Here is a 17,726-nt window from a genome sequence, read left to right as displayed (position 1 = left end):
GCCCCTGATCATCGGGGTTGTGCTCGTCGTCGTGATGGCGATCCTGCCGCTGCTCAACCTTTCGCTGCCGGGCATCCTTCCCGGGCCGACCTACACACCAGGCTCGCTCGCCCTGCTCTCGCTGTGCATGGTGTTCGCTGCCCTCGCGCTGTCGTACAACCTGCTGCTCGGCAGCGCCGGCATGCTCTCCTTCGGTCATGCCCTGTATTTCGGCGCTGGCGCATACGGGTTGGGGATCGTCCTGCGCTCGTTCGAACTACCGCTGTGGCAGGGGGTGTTCGTCGCGCTCGTCGGCGGCATGGTCATCGCACTGGTCACCGGAGCGGTTGCCATGCGTGTCAACGGCATCCCGTTCGCGATGGTCACCCTGGCATTCGCCCAGGCCGGCTCCGTGCTCGTGCGCCGTAACCAGTCGATCACGGGCGGCGAAGAAGGCCTCGGCCTCAACACAGACCCGGTTCCGGACTGGCTCGTGGGCGTGATCAACACCCGCAACCTCTACTGGCTCGCCCTGATCGTGGTCGTCGTGGTGTACCTGGTCGTCCTGTGGGTCGACACGTCCCGCCTCGGGCACCTGGCCGCCGCAGCCCGTGAGAACGAACTGCGCGTGCAGGTGCTGGGGCTGCGTCCAGCGCGCGCCAAGCTCGTGGTCTTCGTGATCGCAGCGCTGTGCGCGAGCCTTGCTGGCGTCGCCTATCTGCTGCTGCAGTCCGGCACACAGCCCAGCGCTGTCGGAGCCGATCTGACCATCACGGTGCTGGTGATGGTCGTGTTGGGCGGAGTGGGATTCCGATGGGGTGCGATCGTAGGGGGCGTGCTCTACACGATCCTCGACCAGCGACTCACCGTCCTCGCCCGCGCAGAAGGCATCCAAGCGCTGCCGGACTTTCTGCGCATCCCGCTGTCCGAGCCGCTGTTCCTGCTCGGCGTGCTGTTCATCCTGGTCGTCATGTTCCTGCCCGGTGGAATCGCTGGAACCGTCGACGGATGGCGGCGCCGACGCCGGGGCAGCCCTGCGGCGGCAGCCGGTTCGCTGGGCGCACTCGAAGACAGTGAGAATGCCGATGCCGAAGTTGGTGCCCGGTGATGATGGATGAACCCCACACCCTGGGGCGATGGCTCCGGGATCGCGCCGGCTCAGATCCGAAGAAGATCGCGATCGATGATCGCGGCGTCGCAGTGGATTATCAGACGCTGCTCAGCAGAGCAGATCAGCTTGCCGCGCGGCTGCGGGATGCCGGGTACGGGCCGGGCCAGCGCATCGCCACAGTGTCAGGAAGCTCAGCCGATCACGTGGTGGCGTTCTTCGCCTGTGCTTTCCTCGGGATCATCTTCATGCCGCTGTCCTGGCGACTGACTCCGACAGAGTTGGCCGATCTGATTCGTCGCAGCGACCCGGCACTCGTGCTCGTCGAGGACGAGTACGTCGCCCTCGCCGGAGCGGCGCTGCGGATGCTGGACAGTGCGGACACACCGCCCTACGTGTTCCTCGGCGTCACCGGGGTCGAAGTTCACGCACCGCGATCTCGCACGGTGGTGACCTCTCGTGAGGTGCGCGACGATGACCCGTTGCTGGTGATCTACACCTCGGGAAGTGAAGCTGCTCCGAAGGGAGTCGTACTCACCCACGCGAACTGCTTCTGGACGAATATGGCGCTGGCTCATTCGATGCCGATGCGCGCCGATGACGTCGTGCTGTCGATGTTGCCTCAGCACCACGTCGCCGCCTGGAATGTGCAACCGCTGCTGGCATGGTGGTCGGGCGCGACCGTCGTTCTGGAGCGGTCGTTCCAGCCGGGACGAATCCTGCAGCTCATCGGGGAGCGCAAGGTCACCACGATGATGGGTGTGCCCACTCAGTACCGTCTGCTTCAGGAGTCTGCCGAGTGGCCGACGACCGACCTTTCATCGCTTCGTGATGTGCTCGTCGGCGGAGCCACGATGCCTGTTGAGATCGCTGAGACATGGGCGGCGCGTGATGTGTTTCTCACCCAGGGCTACGGATTGACCGAGGCCGGACCCAATGTGCTCGCGCTGCCGGCTGATCAACTCACCGCGCATTCCGGCACTGTCGGACGTCCCTATCCGTTCGTCGATGTCTGTTTGGCGGATGTTGAGACCTCTCTCATGCTCGAGGGTGAGGCGACGGGGGAGCTGTGGGTGCGCGGACCCAGCACATTCGCCGGTTACCTCGACGATGAGGCTGCGACGGCCAGAGCTCGCATCGGCGAGTGGCTGCGCACGGGAGATCTTGCGCACCGAGATGGCTCCGGCAACTATCGCATTGTCGACCGCCTCAAGGACATCTACGTTTCGGGCGGCGAGAACGTGTCACCTGCTGAGGTCGAGCGGGCGCTCGGCCAGCATCCGCAGGTGAGCGCTGTGGCCGTCGTCGGTGTGCCGGATGCTGTGTGGGGAGAGCGCGGCTTCGCTTTCGTCGTTGCCCGTCAACCGCTTTCCAGCGACGAATTGCACGCCTTCGCCAGGGAGAAGCTTGCGGCATTCAAACTGCCGGCGCAGATCGTTTTCGTCGACGAGCTGCCGAGGCTGACCATCGATAAAGTCGCCCGTACAACCCTGCGGGCAGTGGCCATGCAGGTCATCGCCGCGCGAGAGGAAGAGAACGCTCATGGCTGAAACGGTCGATACCGCCACCCCCGAGACATTCGTTTCTCCGGCAACAGGGCGTCCGCTGACCAAACGCGGCGAGGCGACCAGACGCAAGCTCCTTGAGGCTGCCGAGGGCGTCTTCGCCGACCTTGGCTATCACGAAGCATCAATCGTAAAGATCACTGAAGGCGCAGGCGTCGCGCTCGGCACCTTCTACCTGTACTTCGACAGCAAGCAAACGATCTTCGAGGCGCTCGTGATCGACCTGAACTCGCGGGTACGTCATTCGATGTCTGAGTCGATGGCAGGTGCCCAGAACAGAATCGAAGCCGAACGGCTCGGTTTCGAGGGATTCTTCCGCTTCACCGCCGCGCACCCAGCCCTCTATCGGGTCGTCAGAGAAGCCGAGTTCGTCTCCCCGGCGACGTTGCGACTGCACTATGAGCGCATCGTCGACGGCTATCACGCCGGGCTCCGCGCTGCTCAATCAGCCGGAGACGTCGACGAGGCGCTGGACCCGGAGGTGGCCGCGTGGGCGCTGATGGGCGCGGGCGAGCTAATCGGCATGCGTTACCTGCTGTGGGAACGCGATGCGGATGGGCACCCGCCTGCCGAGATCGACGCCGCCGTGATCGAGGGAATGAGCCGCTTCGTCGGAAACGCCCTGCGCCCGCGGTCATCGACAGCAGCGAGCGACGTGGCAACGGGAGACGAACCGGCAACGGGGGAGAAGGAGCGCGGGAATGGCTGAACAGGATCTTGCCGGACGGCGTGCCGTCATCACCGGTGGCGCGAGCGGGATCGGCCTGGCCTGCGCCCGAGAGTTTGCAGCGCGTGGTGCGCAGGTGACCATCGCGGATCTGAACGGGGCAGCAGCCGAGGCCAGTGCCGCCGAGATCGGCGGCGACGTGTGGGAAGTCGATCTTTCTGACACCAGAGCGTTGGATGATCTTCAGTTGGATGCGGACATCCTGGTGAATAACGCCGGCATCCAGCGGGTGAGTCCCATCGCCGAGTTCGATCCGGATGCGTTCCGCACCATCCAGCGCATCATGCTGGAGGCCCCGTTCCTGCTGATCCGTGCGGCGCTGCCCGGCATGTACGAGCGTGGGTGGGGGCGCATCATCAATGTGTCTAGCGTGCACGGCCTGCGCGCCAGCCCGTTCAAATCCGCGTATGTTGCGGCCAAGCACGGACTGGAGGGGCTGTCTAAGGTGACAGCGCTGGAGGGAGGCGCACACGGTGTCACCAGTAACTGCATCAACCCCGGCTATGTGCGCACCCCGCTCGTCGAGAAACAGATCACCGATCAGGCTGCCGTGCATGGCATTCCCGAAAGCGAAGTGATCGAAAAGGTCATGCTCACCGAGAGTGCGATCAAGCGTCTAGTCGACCCATCCGAGGTCGCATCCCTTGCCGGCTGGCTCGCCTCGCCGCACGCCGCGATGGTCACCGGAGCCTCGTACACGATGGATGGCGGATGGACCTCACGATGAACACGCACGCCTATCGAACCATCGATGTCCCGGTCGCGGGCGGTAATCTTCGCGTGGGGATCTGGGATCCGCAGGGAACCACAGGGGAGATCCCCACCGTGCTCGCGATCCACGGTGTGACGGCGTCACATCTGGCGTGGGAGTTCCTCGTGGCAGAACTGCCCGGTGTCCGGGTCGTCGCACCTGACCTGCGTGGTCGGGGTCGGAGCAACGCGATCGAGGGGCCGGCAGGGATGAGCGCGCACGCCGACGATCTCGTTGCTGTTCTGGATGCTGTCGGCGTCGGTGCTGTCGCGGTCATCGGTCACTCGATGGGTGGTTTCGTCGCCGTCGTTCTTGCGCATCGGCACGCCGCGCGCGTGCAGCAGCTGATCCTGGTAGACGGTGGACTGCCGCTCGATGTCCCCGCGGATGTCGCTCCTGAGCAGTTGGTGACGCTGATCCTCGGCCCGACAGCTGAGCGGCTGTCACGCCGCTGGACGAGCGTGGATGAGTACATCGACGTCTTCTGGCGCGGTCATCCGGCATTCAGCAGCGACTGGAGCGAGGCCCTCGAACGTTACATCGCCTACGATCTCTGCGCGGACGGCGACGGATATCGCCCCGCCACGAGCTACCAGACCACGGTCGAAGACACCGTGGATCTGAATCTCGGTAACGCCCTGTCAGCGGCACTTGCCCAGTTGCACCACCAGACGCTGTTCATCAGCGTGCCGCGCGGTCTGCAGAACGAGGAGCCAGGTCTATACCCGCCTGCCCATCGTGCGCAGGTGCTCGCCGCGCACCCATCGATTGTGCATCAGCACCTGGGCGGACTCAATCACTACACGGTGGTGATGAGCGAGCGCGGAGCGAGGCAACTGGCACCCCTGGTTCGTGCGGCGGCCAGCGCTGTCACCGCCTGAGCATCAGCGCCGAACGCTCGCGATCCGTGAGGAGAGTTGATGGGCATGCGCGAGTAGCGTGCGTCCGAGCTGCGCCGTGCGATCTGGTCCGAATCGGAACTCCACGCCGGTCAGACTCAGTGCCCACTCCGCTCTGCCAGCCCGATCGAAGACGGCAGCACCCATGCCGAAACTGCCCGAGACGATGAGGCCAGGATTCAGTGAATAGCCGCGTTCCTTCGTCTCGCTGAGTCGTTTGCGCATCCGGCGAGCGCCGTGCGCTGTGCCCCAGCGGTCGGCCAGCTCCGGATGGCGGTCGAAATAGGCATCCACATCGTGGTCAGGCAGGAACGACAGGATCGCGAGTCCGGCGCTGGCGACTCCGAGGGGAAACCGCACACCTTCGCTCAGGACGAAGGAGCGGATCGGGAACGAGCCCTCCTCACGCAGCAGACAGACGGTCTCATCCGCTCTGCGCACCGAGAGGAACGCGCTTTCTTCGGTCTTGACAGCAAGGGAGCGGACGATATCTTTCGCCAGCGCAGTGACGTCGTACCGAGCCGCCGCCACTGATCCCATCAGGAACAGCTCCGGTCCCGGCATCCATCGAGCACTTTCTTCATCGCGATCGACGAGGCCTTCGGCGCGCAGGGCGCTCAGCAGTCGGTGCGTTGTGGAGCGTGTCAGATCAGCCTGCTGCGCGAGCTCCTGCAGCGCTGCCCCTCCCTCGCCGGATGCCGTGACCAATCGCAGCAGTCGAGCCGCACGGGCAATCGCCTGCGCGCCGGGTACGGTGCGAGTGGTGTCCATAATGTGGACACTACCGGCGAGATCGCCCATATCGCAAGATTGGTGTTCTGATGGTGAACCAAAAGGCGGATGCTGGAGGAAGACCTCACACGAAGGAGCGCTGCGTGATCGATAAAGAATGGGCTTCATCCGCCGAAGCCGTCGCTGACATCTCGGACGGCTCGTCCCTTGCCGTTGGCGGGTTCGGCCTGTCCGGCAACCCGATTGCGCTCATCGAGGCGCTGCTGGCGCAGGGGACCGCAGACCTGAGCATCGTCAGCAACAACTGCGGTGTCGACGACTGGGGGCTCGGCATCCTGCTCAACGCGCAGCGAATCCGCAAGATGACCTCGTCCTACGTCGGCGAGAACAAGGAGTTCGAACGGCAGTTCCTCTCCGGTGAGCTCGAGTTGGAGCTCACGCCGCAGGGAACGCTCGCCGAGAAGCTGCGCGCCGGCGGCTCAGGGATCGCGGCCTTCTACACACAGACCGGTGTCGGCACACAGGTCGCCGAGGGCGGACTGCCACGCCGCTACAACCCGGACGGTTCGATCGCTGTGGCCTCGCCGAAGAAGGACGTGCGATCCTTTGACGTCGACGGCACACCGAAGGACTTCGTGCTGGAGGAGGCCATCACCACGGACTTCTCGATCGTGCATGCGCTCATGGGGGATCGACACGGCAACCTCGTCTTCAACAAGGCTGCGCGCAACTTCAACCCGATCGCCGCGATGGCCGGCCGCGTCTGCATCGCTCAGGTGGAGCGACTGGTCGAGCCCGGCGAGATCGATCCGGACAGCATCCATCTGCCTGGGGTGTTCGTCCACCGCATCGTCGAGGTCGGCACCGACATTGAAAAGCGCATCGAACGGCGCACCGTTTCGAAACCCGACACGGCGAAGGAAGGGGCCTGACATGGCACTCACCCGTGAGCAGATGGCGGCCCGCGCCGCCCAAGAGCTGACCGACGGCTCGTATGTGAACCTCGGCATCGGCCTGCCGACACTCGTGCCGAACTACGTGCCGGAGGACGTCACTGTCGTCCTGCAGTCAGAGAACGGCATCCTCGGTGTCGGACCGTACCCGACAGAAGACGCGGTCGATCCCGACCTGATCAATGCCGGCAAAGAGACGGTCACGACTCTGCCCGGCACCGCATTCTTCGACTCGGCGACCAGCTTCGCAATGATCCGCGGCGGCAAGATCGATGCCGCCATTCTCGGCGCCATGCAGGTGTCGGCCACCGGGGACCTCGCGAACTGGATGATCCCGGGAAAGATGGTCAAGGGACCGGGTGGGGCGATGGATCTCGTCCACGGTGCCGGACGCCTGATCATCCTCATGGAGCACGTGGCAAAGGACGGCTCCGCGAAGATCGTCAACGAGTGCTCTCTGCCGCTGACCGGCAGGGGAGTGGCGCACCGCATCATCACCGACCTCGCCGTCATCGATGTGACCGATGCAGGTCTCGTCCTCGTCGAAACTGCGCCAGGTGTGAGCGTTCAGGAAGTTATCGATGCCACTGAACCGCCGCTGACCCTCGCACCGGATCTGAAGGAGCAATCATGATCGACATCGTCATCGTCGCCGCAGCACGCACGCCCCAGGGGCGGTTGAAAGGACAGCTGGCCCCATTCACCGCACCCCAGTTGGGCGCATTCGCCATCAAAGGCGCGCTCGCGCAGGCATCCATCGAACCGACTTCCGTCGACGCGGTGATCGTCGGGCAGGTGTTGGCTGCCGGCTCCGGTCAGAACGCCGCCCGCCAGGCGGCGATCGGCGCCGGACTGGGCTGGGACGTGCCCGCACACTCCGTAAACAAGGTCTGTCTGTCGGGCCTGACTGCCATCATCGATGCGGCACGGATGATTCGCACCGGCGACGCGACGACGGTCGTCGCGGCGGGCATGGAATCGATGACGCGCGCACCGCACCTGCTGATGGGATCTCGGGATGGGTGGACCTACGGCAGCGTCGAGGTGCTCGACCACATGGCCTACGACGGCTTGACCGACGCATATGACAAAGAGAGCATGGGTGCGTCGACCGAACGCCATAACGGGCGGTTCGAGCTCACCCGCCAGGCACAGGACGAAGTTGCGGCCCTCTCGCACCAGCGTGCTGCCGCCGGTCAGGCCAGCGGTGCCTTCGACGCCGAGATCGTCCCGGTCGAAGTTCCGCAGCGTCGGGGTGATGCTCTTGTCATTACCCAGGACGAAGGCATCCGACCGGACACGACGATCGAGACGCTCAGCCGGCTGCGCGCGGCGTTCGCCGAGGGCGGTTCGATCACTGCCGGAAACTCTTCGCAGATTTCCGATGGCGCCTCCGCCGTCGTGGTGACCACACGAGAGAACGCCGAGGCCAATGGGTGGCCGGTGCTCGCCGTCATCGGCGCGAGCGGTCAGACCGCTGGTCCGGACAACTCGCTGCAGGCGCAGCCGGCGCAGGCGATCAACCGTGCGCTCGAGAAGCAGGGCATCACTGCCGCCGATCTCGACCTCGTCGAGATCAACGAGGCGTTCGGTGCCGTCGTTGCCCGCTCGCAGACCGAACTCGGCGTGACAAGTGACATCGTGAACGTCCACGGTGGCGGAATCGCGATCGGGCATCCGATCGGAGTTTCCGGCAACCGGCTGGTCGTGCACATGGCTCACGAACTCGCCCGGCGCGGCAGCGGAACGGTAGCTGTCGGACTGTGCGGCGGCGGCGGTCAGGGTGAAGCGCTGATCCTCACGCGCTGATTGCGGGAGGGGCTCAGCGCAAGCGTTGAGCCTCTTTCAGCGCCTTGGCCTGCTCCTTCTGGGCCTTGGCCTGTTCCTTCTGAGCCTTCTTCGCCTGCTTCATCGCGAGCGGGGAGTCCTCCGCAATGGGGACGCCCCGATTCTCGCGGTTGAGGTCGATAGCCGCACCGACCGCCAGGGCGAGGGTGATGCCCCAGCTGATCCACGCGAGTACCGCGCGCCAGGTGACTGGCGTTTCTCGTGTGCCACGGAGCATTGACACACCGGCCGTGATCGCTCCGATGAGGCCTGTGCTGAAGAGGTAGCGCATGGCTCCAACCTACCTGCGCTCAGGTGGCACCGGTAGAATGACATCGGCGCTTCGGCGCTGTAGCTGTGTAACTACCGGCCGTCGGCACTCTGACGGACAGCGGCGGCACCGGATCCCGCATCCTCGGGTGCGTGAGAGTCATGACGAGAACACACGCACCCGCTTCTGCCAGCCTGCTCCGCGAGGCGGGCCTTCCCTATTTCCTGATCGCGTTCATCGCGCGACTTCCCTTTGCGATGATGGTCGTCGGAGTACTTACCCTCGTCGTCTCGGTCAGCGGTTCCCTTTCTCTGGGCGGCCTGACATCGGCTGCTGTCGGACTGGGCACGGCATGCTTCGGGCCTCTGCTCGGAGGCGCAGCCGACCGGTTCGGGCAGCGTCCGGTGCTGGTGATCCTCGCCGTAGCCAATGGCGCGATGCTCGTGGTCTTCACCGCTGTCGTCTATACGACATCGATTGACGCTCTCATTCTGCTCGCCGCCGTCGGCATCGGCGCCACAGCTCCGCAGGTCGCGCCGATGTCGCGCTCACGACTTGTCGCGATCATCAACGAGCGGATGCCGGAACCTGTTCGGGTGCGCACCGTCTCCTCGACCATGGCGTACGAATCAGCAGCCGACGAAACGGTGTTCGTCTTCGGTCCGTTCGTCGTCGGCATCGTGGCCTCCTGGATCGCGCCGTGGGCGCCGCTGATCGGCGCTGCCGTGCTGACCGTGGTGTTCGTCGGCGCCTTCGCACTGCACCCCAGCGGCCGCAGCATCTCTCAGGATCGCGATGCGGACGGCCGTGCGCCCTCCCGGGCATCCGAGCTCTTTCGGCCCCAACTGCTCGTCGTGGTCGTGGGGATCTTGGGGGTGGGTATGTTCTTCGGAACGATGCTGACCGCGCTGACATCGTTCATGGCAGATCGGGGTGCTTCCGAACAGGCAGGAGTGCTTTACGGTGTCATGGGAATCGGCTCGGCGATCCTGGCACTCGCTGTGGCCTGGCTACCACCACGGTTCTCGCTGCGGGCGCGCTGGTTGGTGTTCTCAGGCATTCTGCTGATCGGATCCGTCTTCCTCGGCGCCGTCGACACGCCTGCCGCGATGATGGTGGTGCTTGCCGTGATGGGCATCGGGATCGGCCCGACTCTGGTGACCCAGTACAGCTTCGGAGCTGCGCGCAGTCCGCTCGGCCGTTCGGCGACGGTGATGACGATGCTGGGCTCCGGCGTGATCGTCGGACAGTCGATCGGCGCCGCCGTCACGGGAGAGATCGCCGAGAGCCTCGGCACGTCTGCGGCGCTGCTTCTGCCGATGATCGCCGCAGCCATTGCCTTCATCGCCGGGGTCATCAACTGGTATCTGAGCCGCGTGCGCTCCCGAAGTGGCTAGCCTAAGAGCGGGGCACGGAGCCCCTGTGTGAGGAGTCACCATGGCCACCGCAGATTTCGTCGTCGTCGCAAACAGACTTCCCGTCGATCGGGTGGTGGGCCCGGACGGGGCAGAGACCTGGCGGACATCGCCCGGGGGACTGGTCGCCGCGCTCGAGCCGGTGATGCATCAGGTCGACGGCGCCTGGGTCGGCTGGGGCGGACAGGCCGATCTCGCGTTGGAGCCCTTTGAAGCGAATGGCATCCGGCTCATTCCGATCCGGCTGTCTGCTCGAGAAGTGGCGGAATACTACGAAGGCTTTGCCAACGATACGATCTGGCCGCTCTATCACGATGTGATCGCGCCCCCGCAGTATCACCGGGAGTGGTGGGACTCCTACGTCACCGTGAACCGCCGTTTCGCCGAGGCAGCGGCCGAGGCCGTCGCCCAGAACGGCACGGTCTGGGTGCACGATTACCAGTTGCAGCTGGTCCCGCAGATGGTGCGTGCTCTGCGACCCGATGTCACAATCGGCTATTTTCACCACATCCCGTTCCCGATGCATGGCCTGTACGCACAGTTGCCGTGGCGCGATCAGGTGCTGCGCGGTCTGCTGGGCGCTGACGTGATCGGATTCCAGCGTGCACAGGATGCGAGCTACTTCGTCGCGGCGGTTCGTCGCAGACTCAAGTACGACACCAAGGCGACCACCATCAGCGTGCCCGTGGACGAACAGACACGCACGGTCATCGCCAAGGCATTCCCCATTTCGATCGACACGGCGCCCTATCTCGAGCTCATCGAGAAGCCCGAGGTTCAGGCCAGGGCAGCAGAGATCCGCGAGAGCCTCGGCAATCCGAAGACCATTCTGCTGGGGGTGGACCGACTGGATTACACCAAGGGCATCCTGCACCGGATCAAGGCATACGGCGAGCTTCTCGACGCAGGGCGGCTGAAGGTCGAGGACGCCACGCTCGTGCAAGTCGCGAGCCCTAGCCGAGAACGAGTCGACGCCTACGTGCAACTGCGGGACGAGATCGAACTCGCCGTCGGGCGCATCAACGGCGACACCGACACGATGGATCACTCGGCGATCCGTTATCTGCACCAGGCCTTCCCCCGAGAGGAGATGGTGGCTTTGTATCTGGCGGCGGACGTCATGCTGGTCACAGCACTCCGGGACGGCATGAACCTCGTTGCGAAGGAGTACGTCGCGACACGCGCAGACAACAGAGGCGCACTGGTACTCAGCGAGTTCACCGGGGCCGCCGACGAGTTGCGCCAGGCCGTGCGCGTCAATCCGCACGACATCGAAGACCTCAAAGACGCCATCATGACGGCCGTGGAGATGCCGCGCGCCGAGCAGAGCAAGCGAATGCGATCGCTGCGCCGCCGGGTGCTCGAGCACGACGTCAACGCGTGGTCGTCATCGTTCCTGGAAGCCCTGGCAAACGCCCGTGCAGCGCGCACCTGAGTGGCAATTGCTGAGAATCGACGAGGAGAAGAATGATGACTCGCACCTGGATCCCCGGTTCCGCTGACGCAGCGTTGCGCGCTATCGCCCGCACACCGCGGTTGCTGATCGCGCTCGATTTCGACGGCACGGCTTCGCCGCTGGTCGTCGAGCCGATGTCCGCGCGAGCGCTGCCAGAAGTGAAGGCACAGCTGAGCACGCTGGCAGCGTTGCCGGATACCTCCGTCGCGTATGTGTCGGGACGCAGCATGCACGATCTGAAGGAGATCAGCGAACATACGGCCGACTCGCCGTTCGCCCTGGCCGGATCCCACGGTGCGCAGTACTGGTTTCCCGGCACCGGAGACGCCGAAGCGCCCGGCGTGATCGCAGACCAGGCCGCGAATGAGCAGCTGTGGGCCGCGGCGCGACCGATCGTCGAGCGTTTCGAGGGGGTTGAGCTGGAACCCAAAACCTTCGGCATGGGTATTCATACCCGCCGGGCGACGCCTGAGGTCGAGGCTACGGTATTCGCCGAGATCGATGCCCTCACCGCTGAGCGCTTCCCGCACTGGCGACGCCGCGCAGGTCATCGCGTGCTCGAGTTCTCGTCACGGATAGAGGGCAAGGACCTGGCGATGAGTGTGCTGCGCGATCACTTCAACGCCACGGGCATCCTCTTCGCGGGTGATGACGTCACCGATGAGGACGCGATGACGGTGCTTCGCGGTGATGATCTGGGGGTTCGTGTCGGGGCGGGGGAGTCTGCGGCAACTTTGCGTGTGGACACTCCACAACAGATCGCGCTTCTTCTAGAGGCGTTGGCGTCCGAGCGCGCCGCCGGTCGGGAATAGACTGCCGTCATGTCCTCGCACGATCCTTCACACGCTTCCATTGACATTAAACCCCGCAGCCGTGTCGTCACCGACGGCATCGAGGCCACGACCTCGCGCGGAATGCTCCGCGCCGTCGGCATGGGTGATGCTGACTGGGACAAGCCGCAGATCGGCATCGCGTCCAGTTGGAACGAGATCACGCCCTGCAACCTGAGCCTTGATCGTCTCGCGCAGGGCGCGAAGGAAGGCGTGCATTCCGGCGGCGGCTACCCGTTGCAGTTCGGCACCATCTCCGTCTCGGACGGCATCTCGATGGGGCACGAGGGTATGCACTTCTCGCTCGTTTCGCGCGAGGTGATCGCCGACTCTGTCGAGACGGTCATGATGGCTGAACGCCTCGACGGCAGTGTGCTGCTGGCCGGCTGCGACAAATCGATTCCCGGCATGCTCATGGCCAGCGCGCGTCTGGATCTGTCCAGCGTGTTCCTGTACGCAGGATCCATCGCCCCCGGCTGGGTGAAGCTCTCGGACGGCACCGAGAAGGACGTCACGATCATCGACTCGTTCGAAGCCGTCGGCGCCTGCCGTGCCGGCCTCATGAGCGAGGAAGACCTCAAGCGCATCGAGTGTGCGATCGCCCCCGGTGAGGGCGCCTGTGGCGGTATGTACACCGCCAACACGATGGCATCCGTCGCCGAGGCGCTCGGGCTGAGCCTTCCCGGATCTGCTGCACCGCCCGCTGCCGATCGCCGCCGTGACTACTATGCGCACCGCTCCGGTGAGGCGGTGATCAACCTGCTGCGTCAGGGGATCACGACCCGCGACATCCTGACGAAGGAAGCATTCGAGAACGCGATCGCTCTGGCGATGGCACTGGGCGGTTCGACGAACGTCGTTCTGCACCTCCTCGCGATCGCCCGTGAGGCCGATGTGGATCTGACGCTGCACGACTTCAACCGCATCGGCGACAAGGTTCCTCATGTCGCAGACATGAAGCCGTTCGGGCAGTACGTCATGAACGATGTCGACCGGCATGGCGGCATCCCGGTGATCATGAAGGCGATGCTCGACGAGGGACTCCTGCACGGTGACGCCCTCACCGTGACGGGCAAGACCCTGGCCGAGAACTTGGCGGAGTTGAACCCCGGACCGATCGATGGTGACGTCATCCACACCTTCGACAACCCGATCCACGCAACCGGCGGTCTGACGATTCTGCACGGCTCGCTCGCACCGGAAGGCGCTGTCGTAAAGACAGCCGGCTTCGACGCGACGGTCTTCGAAGGACCCGCCCGTGTGTTCGAACGCGAGCGCGCGGCGATGGATGCCGTTGCCAACGGCGAGATCGAATCAGGCACTGTCATCGTCATCCGCTATGAAGGTCCCAAGGGCGGACCGGGCATGCGCGAGATGCTCGCCATCACGGCTGCCATCAAGGGCGCGGGTCTCGGAAAAGATGTACTACTCTTGACTGACGGACGATTCTCAGGCGGCACAACCGGCCTGTGCATCGGCCACATAGCACCCGAAGCAGTGGACGCAGGTCCCATTGCCTTCGTGCGCGATGGTGATCTGATACGGGTCGATATCGCAGCTCGCTCTCTTGACTTACTCGTCGACGATGCAGAGCTCGCCTCCCGCCGCTCTGGCTGGGAACCGCTTCCCCCGCGCTATACCCGTGGCGTTCTTGCCAAGTACGCAGCCCTCGTCCGCTCCGCTGCCCAAGGCGCGACGACGGGTTGATCCTTCGGCAGGCTCAGGGACCGCACGTCGGTCCGACCCTGACGAAACAATCAGATCATCAAGGAAAATCATGACTGCTGATTCTGCTTCGGCCGTGCCGCGGCCACCATCCTCGAAGTCCACGCCGCCCGAAATGAGCGGCGCAGAAGCTGTCGTCCGCTCGCTGGAGCTGCTGGGCGTCACCGACGTGTTCGGTCTTCCCGGTGGTGCGATCCTGCCGGTCTACGACCCGCTGATGGACACCGACAAGCTTCGCCATATCCTGGTTCGCCACGAGCAGGGAGCCGGTCACGCTGCGGAGGGCTATGCCTCGGCATCCGGCCGCGTCGGCGTCTGCATCGCGACGTCCGGACCCGGCGCGACCAACCTGGTCACAGCCATCGCTGACGCGTACATGGACTCGGTGCCGATCGTGGCGATCACCGGTCAGGTGTTCTCGACGCTGATGGGAACGGATGCGTTCCAGGAAGCCGACATCGTCGGCATCACGATGCCGGTGACCAAGCACTCCTTCCTTGTGAAGGATGCCGCCGACATCCCGGGAGCCATTGCTGCCGCCTTCGAGATCGCCTCGACGGGCCGCCCTGGTCCGGTGCTGGTGGACATCACGAAGGATGCGCAGCAGAACATGGCGCCGTTCGTGTGGCCGCCGAAGATCGACCTGCCCGGCTATCGTCCGGTGACGAAGGCTCACGGCAAGCAGATCCAGGCCGCGGCGACAATGCTCGCCGAAGCCAAGAAGCCGGTCCTGTACGTCGGCGGCGGTGTGATCCGCGGCCGTGCATCCGCTGAACTGCTCGAGCTCGCAGAATCCACCGGTGCACCGGTGGTGACGACGCTGATGGCTCGCGGCGCGTTCCCCGACTCGCATCCTCAGCACCTCGGCATGCCGGGAATGCACGGCACGGTGCCGGCTGTTCTCGCGCTGCAGGAGGCAGACCTCCTCGTCTCGCTCGGTGCGCGCTTCGATGACCGGGTGACCGGTAAGTCGGAACTCTTCGCCCCGAATGCGAAGGTGGTGCACGTCGACATCGACCCCGCGGAGATCTCGAAGATTCGCATGGCGGATGTGCCCATCGTCGGGGATGTTCGCGACGTGCTCGTCGATCTGGATGCTGCATACCGTGGCGCGATCAATGGTGCCAAGCCCGACACCGCTGAGTGGTGGTCGTACTTGGACGGTCTGCGCGACGAATTCCCGCTCGGCTATACCGAACCCAGCGATGGTCTGCTCGCACCGCAATACGTGATCAAGCGCATTGGCGAGCTGACCGGTCCCGAGGGCATTTACGCCGCCGGGGTCGGACAGCACCAGATGTGGGCTGCGCAGTTCATCAAGTACGAGCGCCCCAACGCCTGGCTGAACTCGGGCGGGGCCGGCACCATGGGCTACTCCGTTCCGGCAGCGATGGGCGCGAAGGTCGCTGAGCCGCACCGCCCGGTCTGGTCGATTGACGGTGACGGCTGCTTCCAGATGACGAACCAGGAACTCGCGACCTGTGTCATCAACAAGATCCCGATCAAGGTCGCGATCATCAACAACTCCTCGCTGGGCATGGTTCGCCAGTGGCAGACGCTGTTCTACGACGGCCGGCACTCGAACACCGACCTGAACACCGGGCATGGAACGGTCCGAATCCCCGACTTCGTGAAACTCGCTGAAGCATACGGATGCCTCGCCATCCGCGTGGAGAAGGAAGAGGAAGTCGACGCCGCGATCCAGCTTGCGCTGGACACCAACGATCGTCCCGTCGTCATCGACTTCGTTGTCTCGGCCGACGCGATGGTGTGGCCGATGGTGCCCCAGGGTGTCAGCAATAACTACGTGCAGTATGCCCGTGACCACGCACCCGCCTTCGATGAGGAGATCTGAGCCATGTCAACTCACGTTCTGAGTCTCCTCGTGGAGAACACGCCGGGTCTGCTGACTCGTGTCGCCGGACTGTTCGCCCGCCGCGGCTTCAACATCGAATCCCTCGCCGTCGGGGTGACCGAGGTTCCGGGAATCTCCCGGATCACTGTGGTCGTCGACGTCGACAAGCTGCCGCTCGAGCAGGTCACGAAGCAGCTGAACAAGCTGATCAACGTCATCAAGATCGTTGAGCTCGACCCGGCATCCTCCGTGCAGCGCCAGCACGTACTCGTCAAAGTGCGAACAGATAACACGACTCGCTCGAACGTGATCGAAGTCGTGAACCTGTTCCGCGCCTCGGTCGTGGACTATGCCGCCGATGCGCTGGTGATCGAGGTCACCGGCGATAAGGGCAAAGTCGAGGCGTTGCTGCGCGCACTGGAGCCGTTCGGCATCAAGGAACTCGCCCAATCCGGACTGCTCGCCATCGGGCGCGGCAGCAAGAGCATCACAGAGCGCGTTCTGCGCAGCTGACCCTTCGACAAGCTCAGGGACCGTCTGGTCCTGCAGGGACCGTCTGGTCCTGAAACAACCACAATCAAGGAGAAACACAACGTGAGTACTGAGATCTTCTACGACGATGACGCAGACCTGTCCCTGATCCAGGGCAAGAAGGTCGCGATCGTCGGCTACGGCTCGCAGGGCCACGCCCACGCGATGAACCTTCGCGATTCAGGCGTAGAGGTCGCCATCGCGCTCAAGGACGGCTCGAAGTCGATCGCCAAGGCAGAAGAAGCCGGATTCCCGGTGAAGAATGTTGCGGATGCGACGGCCTGGGCCGACGTCATCATGATCCTCGCGCCGGACCAGCACCAGCGCACGATCTACTCCGACTCGATCGCCCCCAACCTGGCTGAGGGCAAGACGCTGGCGTTCGCGCACGGCTTCAACATCCGTTTCGGCTACATTGACGCTCCCGCGGGCGTTGACGTCATCCTCGTCGCTCCCAAGGCGCCCGGTCACACCGTGCGTCGCGAGTTCGTCGCCGGTCGTGGCATCCCGGACATCATCGCTGTCGAGCAGGACGCCTCAGGTCAGGCCTGGGCGCTGGCACTGTCGTATGCGAAGGCCATCGGCGGCACGCGCGCCGGCGTCATCAAGACGACCTTCACCGAAGAGACCGAAACCGACCTCTTCGGCGAGCAGGCTGTGCTCTGCGGCGGCATGAGCCACCTCGTGCAGGCCGGCTTCGAGACGCTGACCGAGGCGGGCTACCAGCCGCAGATCGCGTACTTCGAGGTGCTGCACGAGCTCAAGCTGATCGTTGACCTCATGTGGGAGGGCGGCATCGCGAAGCAGCGCTGGTCGATCTCTGACACAGCAGAGTACGGTGACTACGTCTCGGGTCCGCGCATTGTCGATGACCGGGTCAAGGAGAGCATGAAGGCAGTGCTCGCCGACATCCAGAACGGCGCCTTCGCGAAGCGCTTCATCGACGACCAGGACAACGGGGGCAAGGAGTTCCAGGAGCTGCGCGCCAAGGAAGAGCAGCACCCGATCGAGGTCACCGGCAAGGAGCTGCGTTCGCTGTTCTCATGGAAGCAGCAGGACGAGGACTACGTCGACGGCTCAGCCGCACGCTGATCCACCGCGG

Annotated in this window: 17 protein-coding genes; 15 read left to right on the top strand and 2 right to left on the bottom strand. The window is 64.5% G+C overall.

All coding sequences use genetic code 11. The annotated features are described in order from the left end of the window. Positions 1-34: 34 nt before the first annotated feature. The 5 genes from ACSS7Z_RS11105 to ACSS7Z_RS11085 are packed head-to-tail and all read left to right on the top strand — an operon-like array spanning position 35 to position 5,011. Entirely contained in the window at positions 35-1,087 is a 1,053-nt protein-coding gene (locus ACSS7Z_RS11105) for a branched-chain amino acid ABC transporter permease (RefSeq protein WP_438254866.1), read from the top strand. After that, a complete protein-coding gene (locus ACSS7Z_RS11100; RefSeq protein ID WP_438254772.1) occupies positions 1,087-2,637 on the top strand; it encodes a class I adenylate-forming enzyme family protein in 1,551 nt (516 codons plus the stop codon). Before ACSS7Z_RS11105 ends, ACSS7Z_RS11100 begins: the two co-directional genes overlap by 1 nt. Next, a complete protein-coding gene (locus ACSS7Z_RS11095; RefSeq protein WP_438254771.1) occupies positions 2,630-3,361 on the top strand; it encodes a TetR/AcrR family transcriptional regulator in 732 nt (243 codons plus the stop codon). Before ACSS7Z_RS11100 ends, ACSS7Z_RS11095 begins: the two co-directional genes overlap by 8 nt. Then, positions 3,354-4,106 (top strand): 3-hydroxybutyrate dehydrogenase, encoded by a 753-nt coding sequence (locus tag ACSS7Z_RS11090; protein ID WP_438254770.1) that lies wholly within the window; start codon positions 3,354-3,356, stop codon positions 4,104-4,106. The genes ACSS7Z_RS11095 and ACSS7Z_RS11090 overlap by 8 nt, the downstream gene beginning before the upstream one ends. Next, positions 4,091-5,011 (top strand): alpha/beta fold hydrolase, encoded by a 921-nt coding sequence (locus ACSS7Z_RS11085; RefSeq protein ID WP_438254768.1) that lies wholly within the window; start codon positions 4,091-4,093, stop codon positions 5,009-5,011. Before ACSS7Z_RS11090 ends, ACSS7Z_RS11085 begins: the two co-directional genes overlap by 16 nt. Before the next feature lie 3 nt (positions 5,012-5,014). On the opposite strand, the gene ACSS7Z_RS11080 is transcribed toward ACSS7Z_RS11085, so the two are convergent. Beyond that, entirely contained in the window at positions 5,015-5,800 is a 786-nt protein-coding gene (locus tag ACSS7Z_RS11080; RefSeq protein ID WP_438254766.1) for an IclR family transcriptional regulator, read from the bottom strand. A 104-nt stretch (positions 5,801-5,904) separates the two neighbouring features. Between ACSS7Z_RS11080 and ACSS7Z_RS11075 the strand changes: the two genes are divergently transcribed. The 3 genes from ACSS7Z_RS11075 to ACSS7Z_RS11065 are packed head-to-tail and all read left to right on the top strand — an operon-like array spanning position 5,905 to position 8,523. Then, the gene (locus ACSS7Z_RS11075; RefSeq protein WP_438254765.1) at positions 5,905-6,693 is read left to right on the top strand and encodes a CoA transferase subunit A; all 789 of its coding nucleotides are present in this window, start codon (positions 5,905-5,907) and stop codon (positions 6,691-6,693) included. Position 6,694: 1 nt separating this feature from the next. Further along, positions 6,695-7,348: a CoA transferase subunit B gene (locus ACSS7Z_RS11070; protein ID WP_438254764.1), complete on the top strand. Its 654-nt coding sequence runs from the start codon at positions 6,695-6,697 to the stop codon at positions 7,346-7,348. After that, positions 7,345-8,523, top strand: a complete 1,179-nt coding sequence (locus ACSS7Z_RS11065; protein ID WP_438254763.1) for an acetyl-CoA C-acetyltransferase — start codon at positions 7,345-7,347, stop codon at positions 8,521-8,523. The genes ACSS7Z_RS11070 and ACSS7Z_RS11065 overlap by 4 nt, the downstream gene beginning before the upstream one ends. A 13-nt stretch (positions 8,524-8,536) precedes the next feature. Here the strand turns inward: ACSS7Z_RS11065 and ACSS7Z_RS11060 are convergent, their stop codons facing one another. Next, positions 8,537-8,833 carry a hypothetical protein gene (locus ACSS7Z_RS11060; RefSeq protein WP_438254762.1) on the bottom strand — a complete coding sequence of 99 codons (297 nt, stop codon included), beginning with the start codon at positions 8,831-8,833 and terminating at the stop codon, positions 8,537-8,539. 140 nt (positions 8,834-8,973) lie between these two features. Between ACSS7Z_RS11060 and ACSS7Z_RS11055 the strand changes: the two genes are divergently transcribed. From ACSS7Z_RS11055 to ilvC, 7 genes are all read left to right on the top strand, one after another. Beyond that, positions 8,974-10,209: an MFS transporter gene (locus tag ACSS7Z_RS11055; RefSeq protein ID WP_438254760.1), complete on the top strand. Its 1,236-nt coding sequence runs from the start codon at positions 8,974-8,976 to the stop codon at positions 10,207-10,209. A gap of 40 nt (positions 10,210-10,249) precedes the next feature. Further along, positions 10,250-11,662, top strand: coding sequence for an alpha,alpha-trehalose-phosphate synthase (UDP-forming) (locus tag ACSS7Z_RS11050; protein ID WP_438254759.1), 1,413 nt, complete (start codon positions 10,250-10,252; stop codon positions 11,660-11,662). A 35-nt stretch (positions 11,663-11,697) separates the two neighbouring features. Beyond that, on the top strand, positions 11,698-12,495 hold the full coding sequence (gene otsB, locus ACSS7Z_RS11045; RefSeq protein WP_438254757.1) for a trehalose-phosphatase: 798 nt from the start codon (positions 11,698-11,700) through the stop codon (positions 12,493-12,495). 9 nt (positions 12,496-12,504) lie between these two features. Beyond that, positions 12,505-14,220 (top strand): dihydroxy-acid dehydratase, encoded by a 1,716-nt coding sequence (ilvD, locus tag ACSS7Z_RS11040; protein ID WP_438254756.1) that lies wholly within the window; start codon positions 12,505-12,507, stop codon positions 14,218-14,220. Positions 14,221-14,290: 70 nt separating this feature from the next. After that, positions 14,291-16,093, top strand: coding sequence for an acetolactate synthase large subunit (locus ACSS7Z_RS11035; protein WP_438254754.1), 1,803 nt, complete (start codon positions 14,291-14,293; stop codon positions 16,091-16,093). A 3-nt stretch (positions 16,094-16,096) separates the two neighbouring features. Then, positions 16,097-16,606: an acetolactate synthase small subunit gene (gene ilvN / locus ACSS7Z_RS11030; protein WP_438254753.1), complete on the top strand. Its 510-nt coding sequence runs from the start codon at positions 16,097-16,099 to the stop codon at positions 16,604-16,606. Between the two features lie 81 nt (positions 16,607-16,687). Further along, entirely contained in the window at positions 16,688-17,716 is a 1,029-nt protein-coding gene (ilvC, locus tag ACSS7Z_RS11025) for a ketol-acid reductoisomerase (RefSeq protein ID WP_438254752.1), read from the top strand. Positions 17,717-17,726 lie beyond the last annotated feature (10 nt).

It is taken from the genome of Microbacterium wangyouchuni, assembly GCF_051546305.1.
In the GTDB taxonomy this organism is placed as follows: Bacteria; Actinomycetota; Actinomycetes; order Actinomycetales; family Microbacteriaceae; genus Microbacterium.
This window is presented reverse-complemented; position numbering and strand designations above follow the sequence as displayed.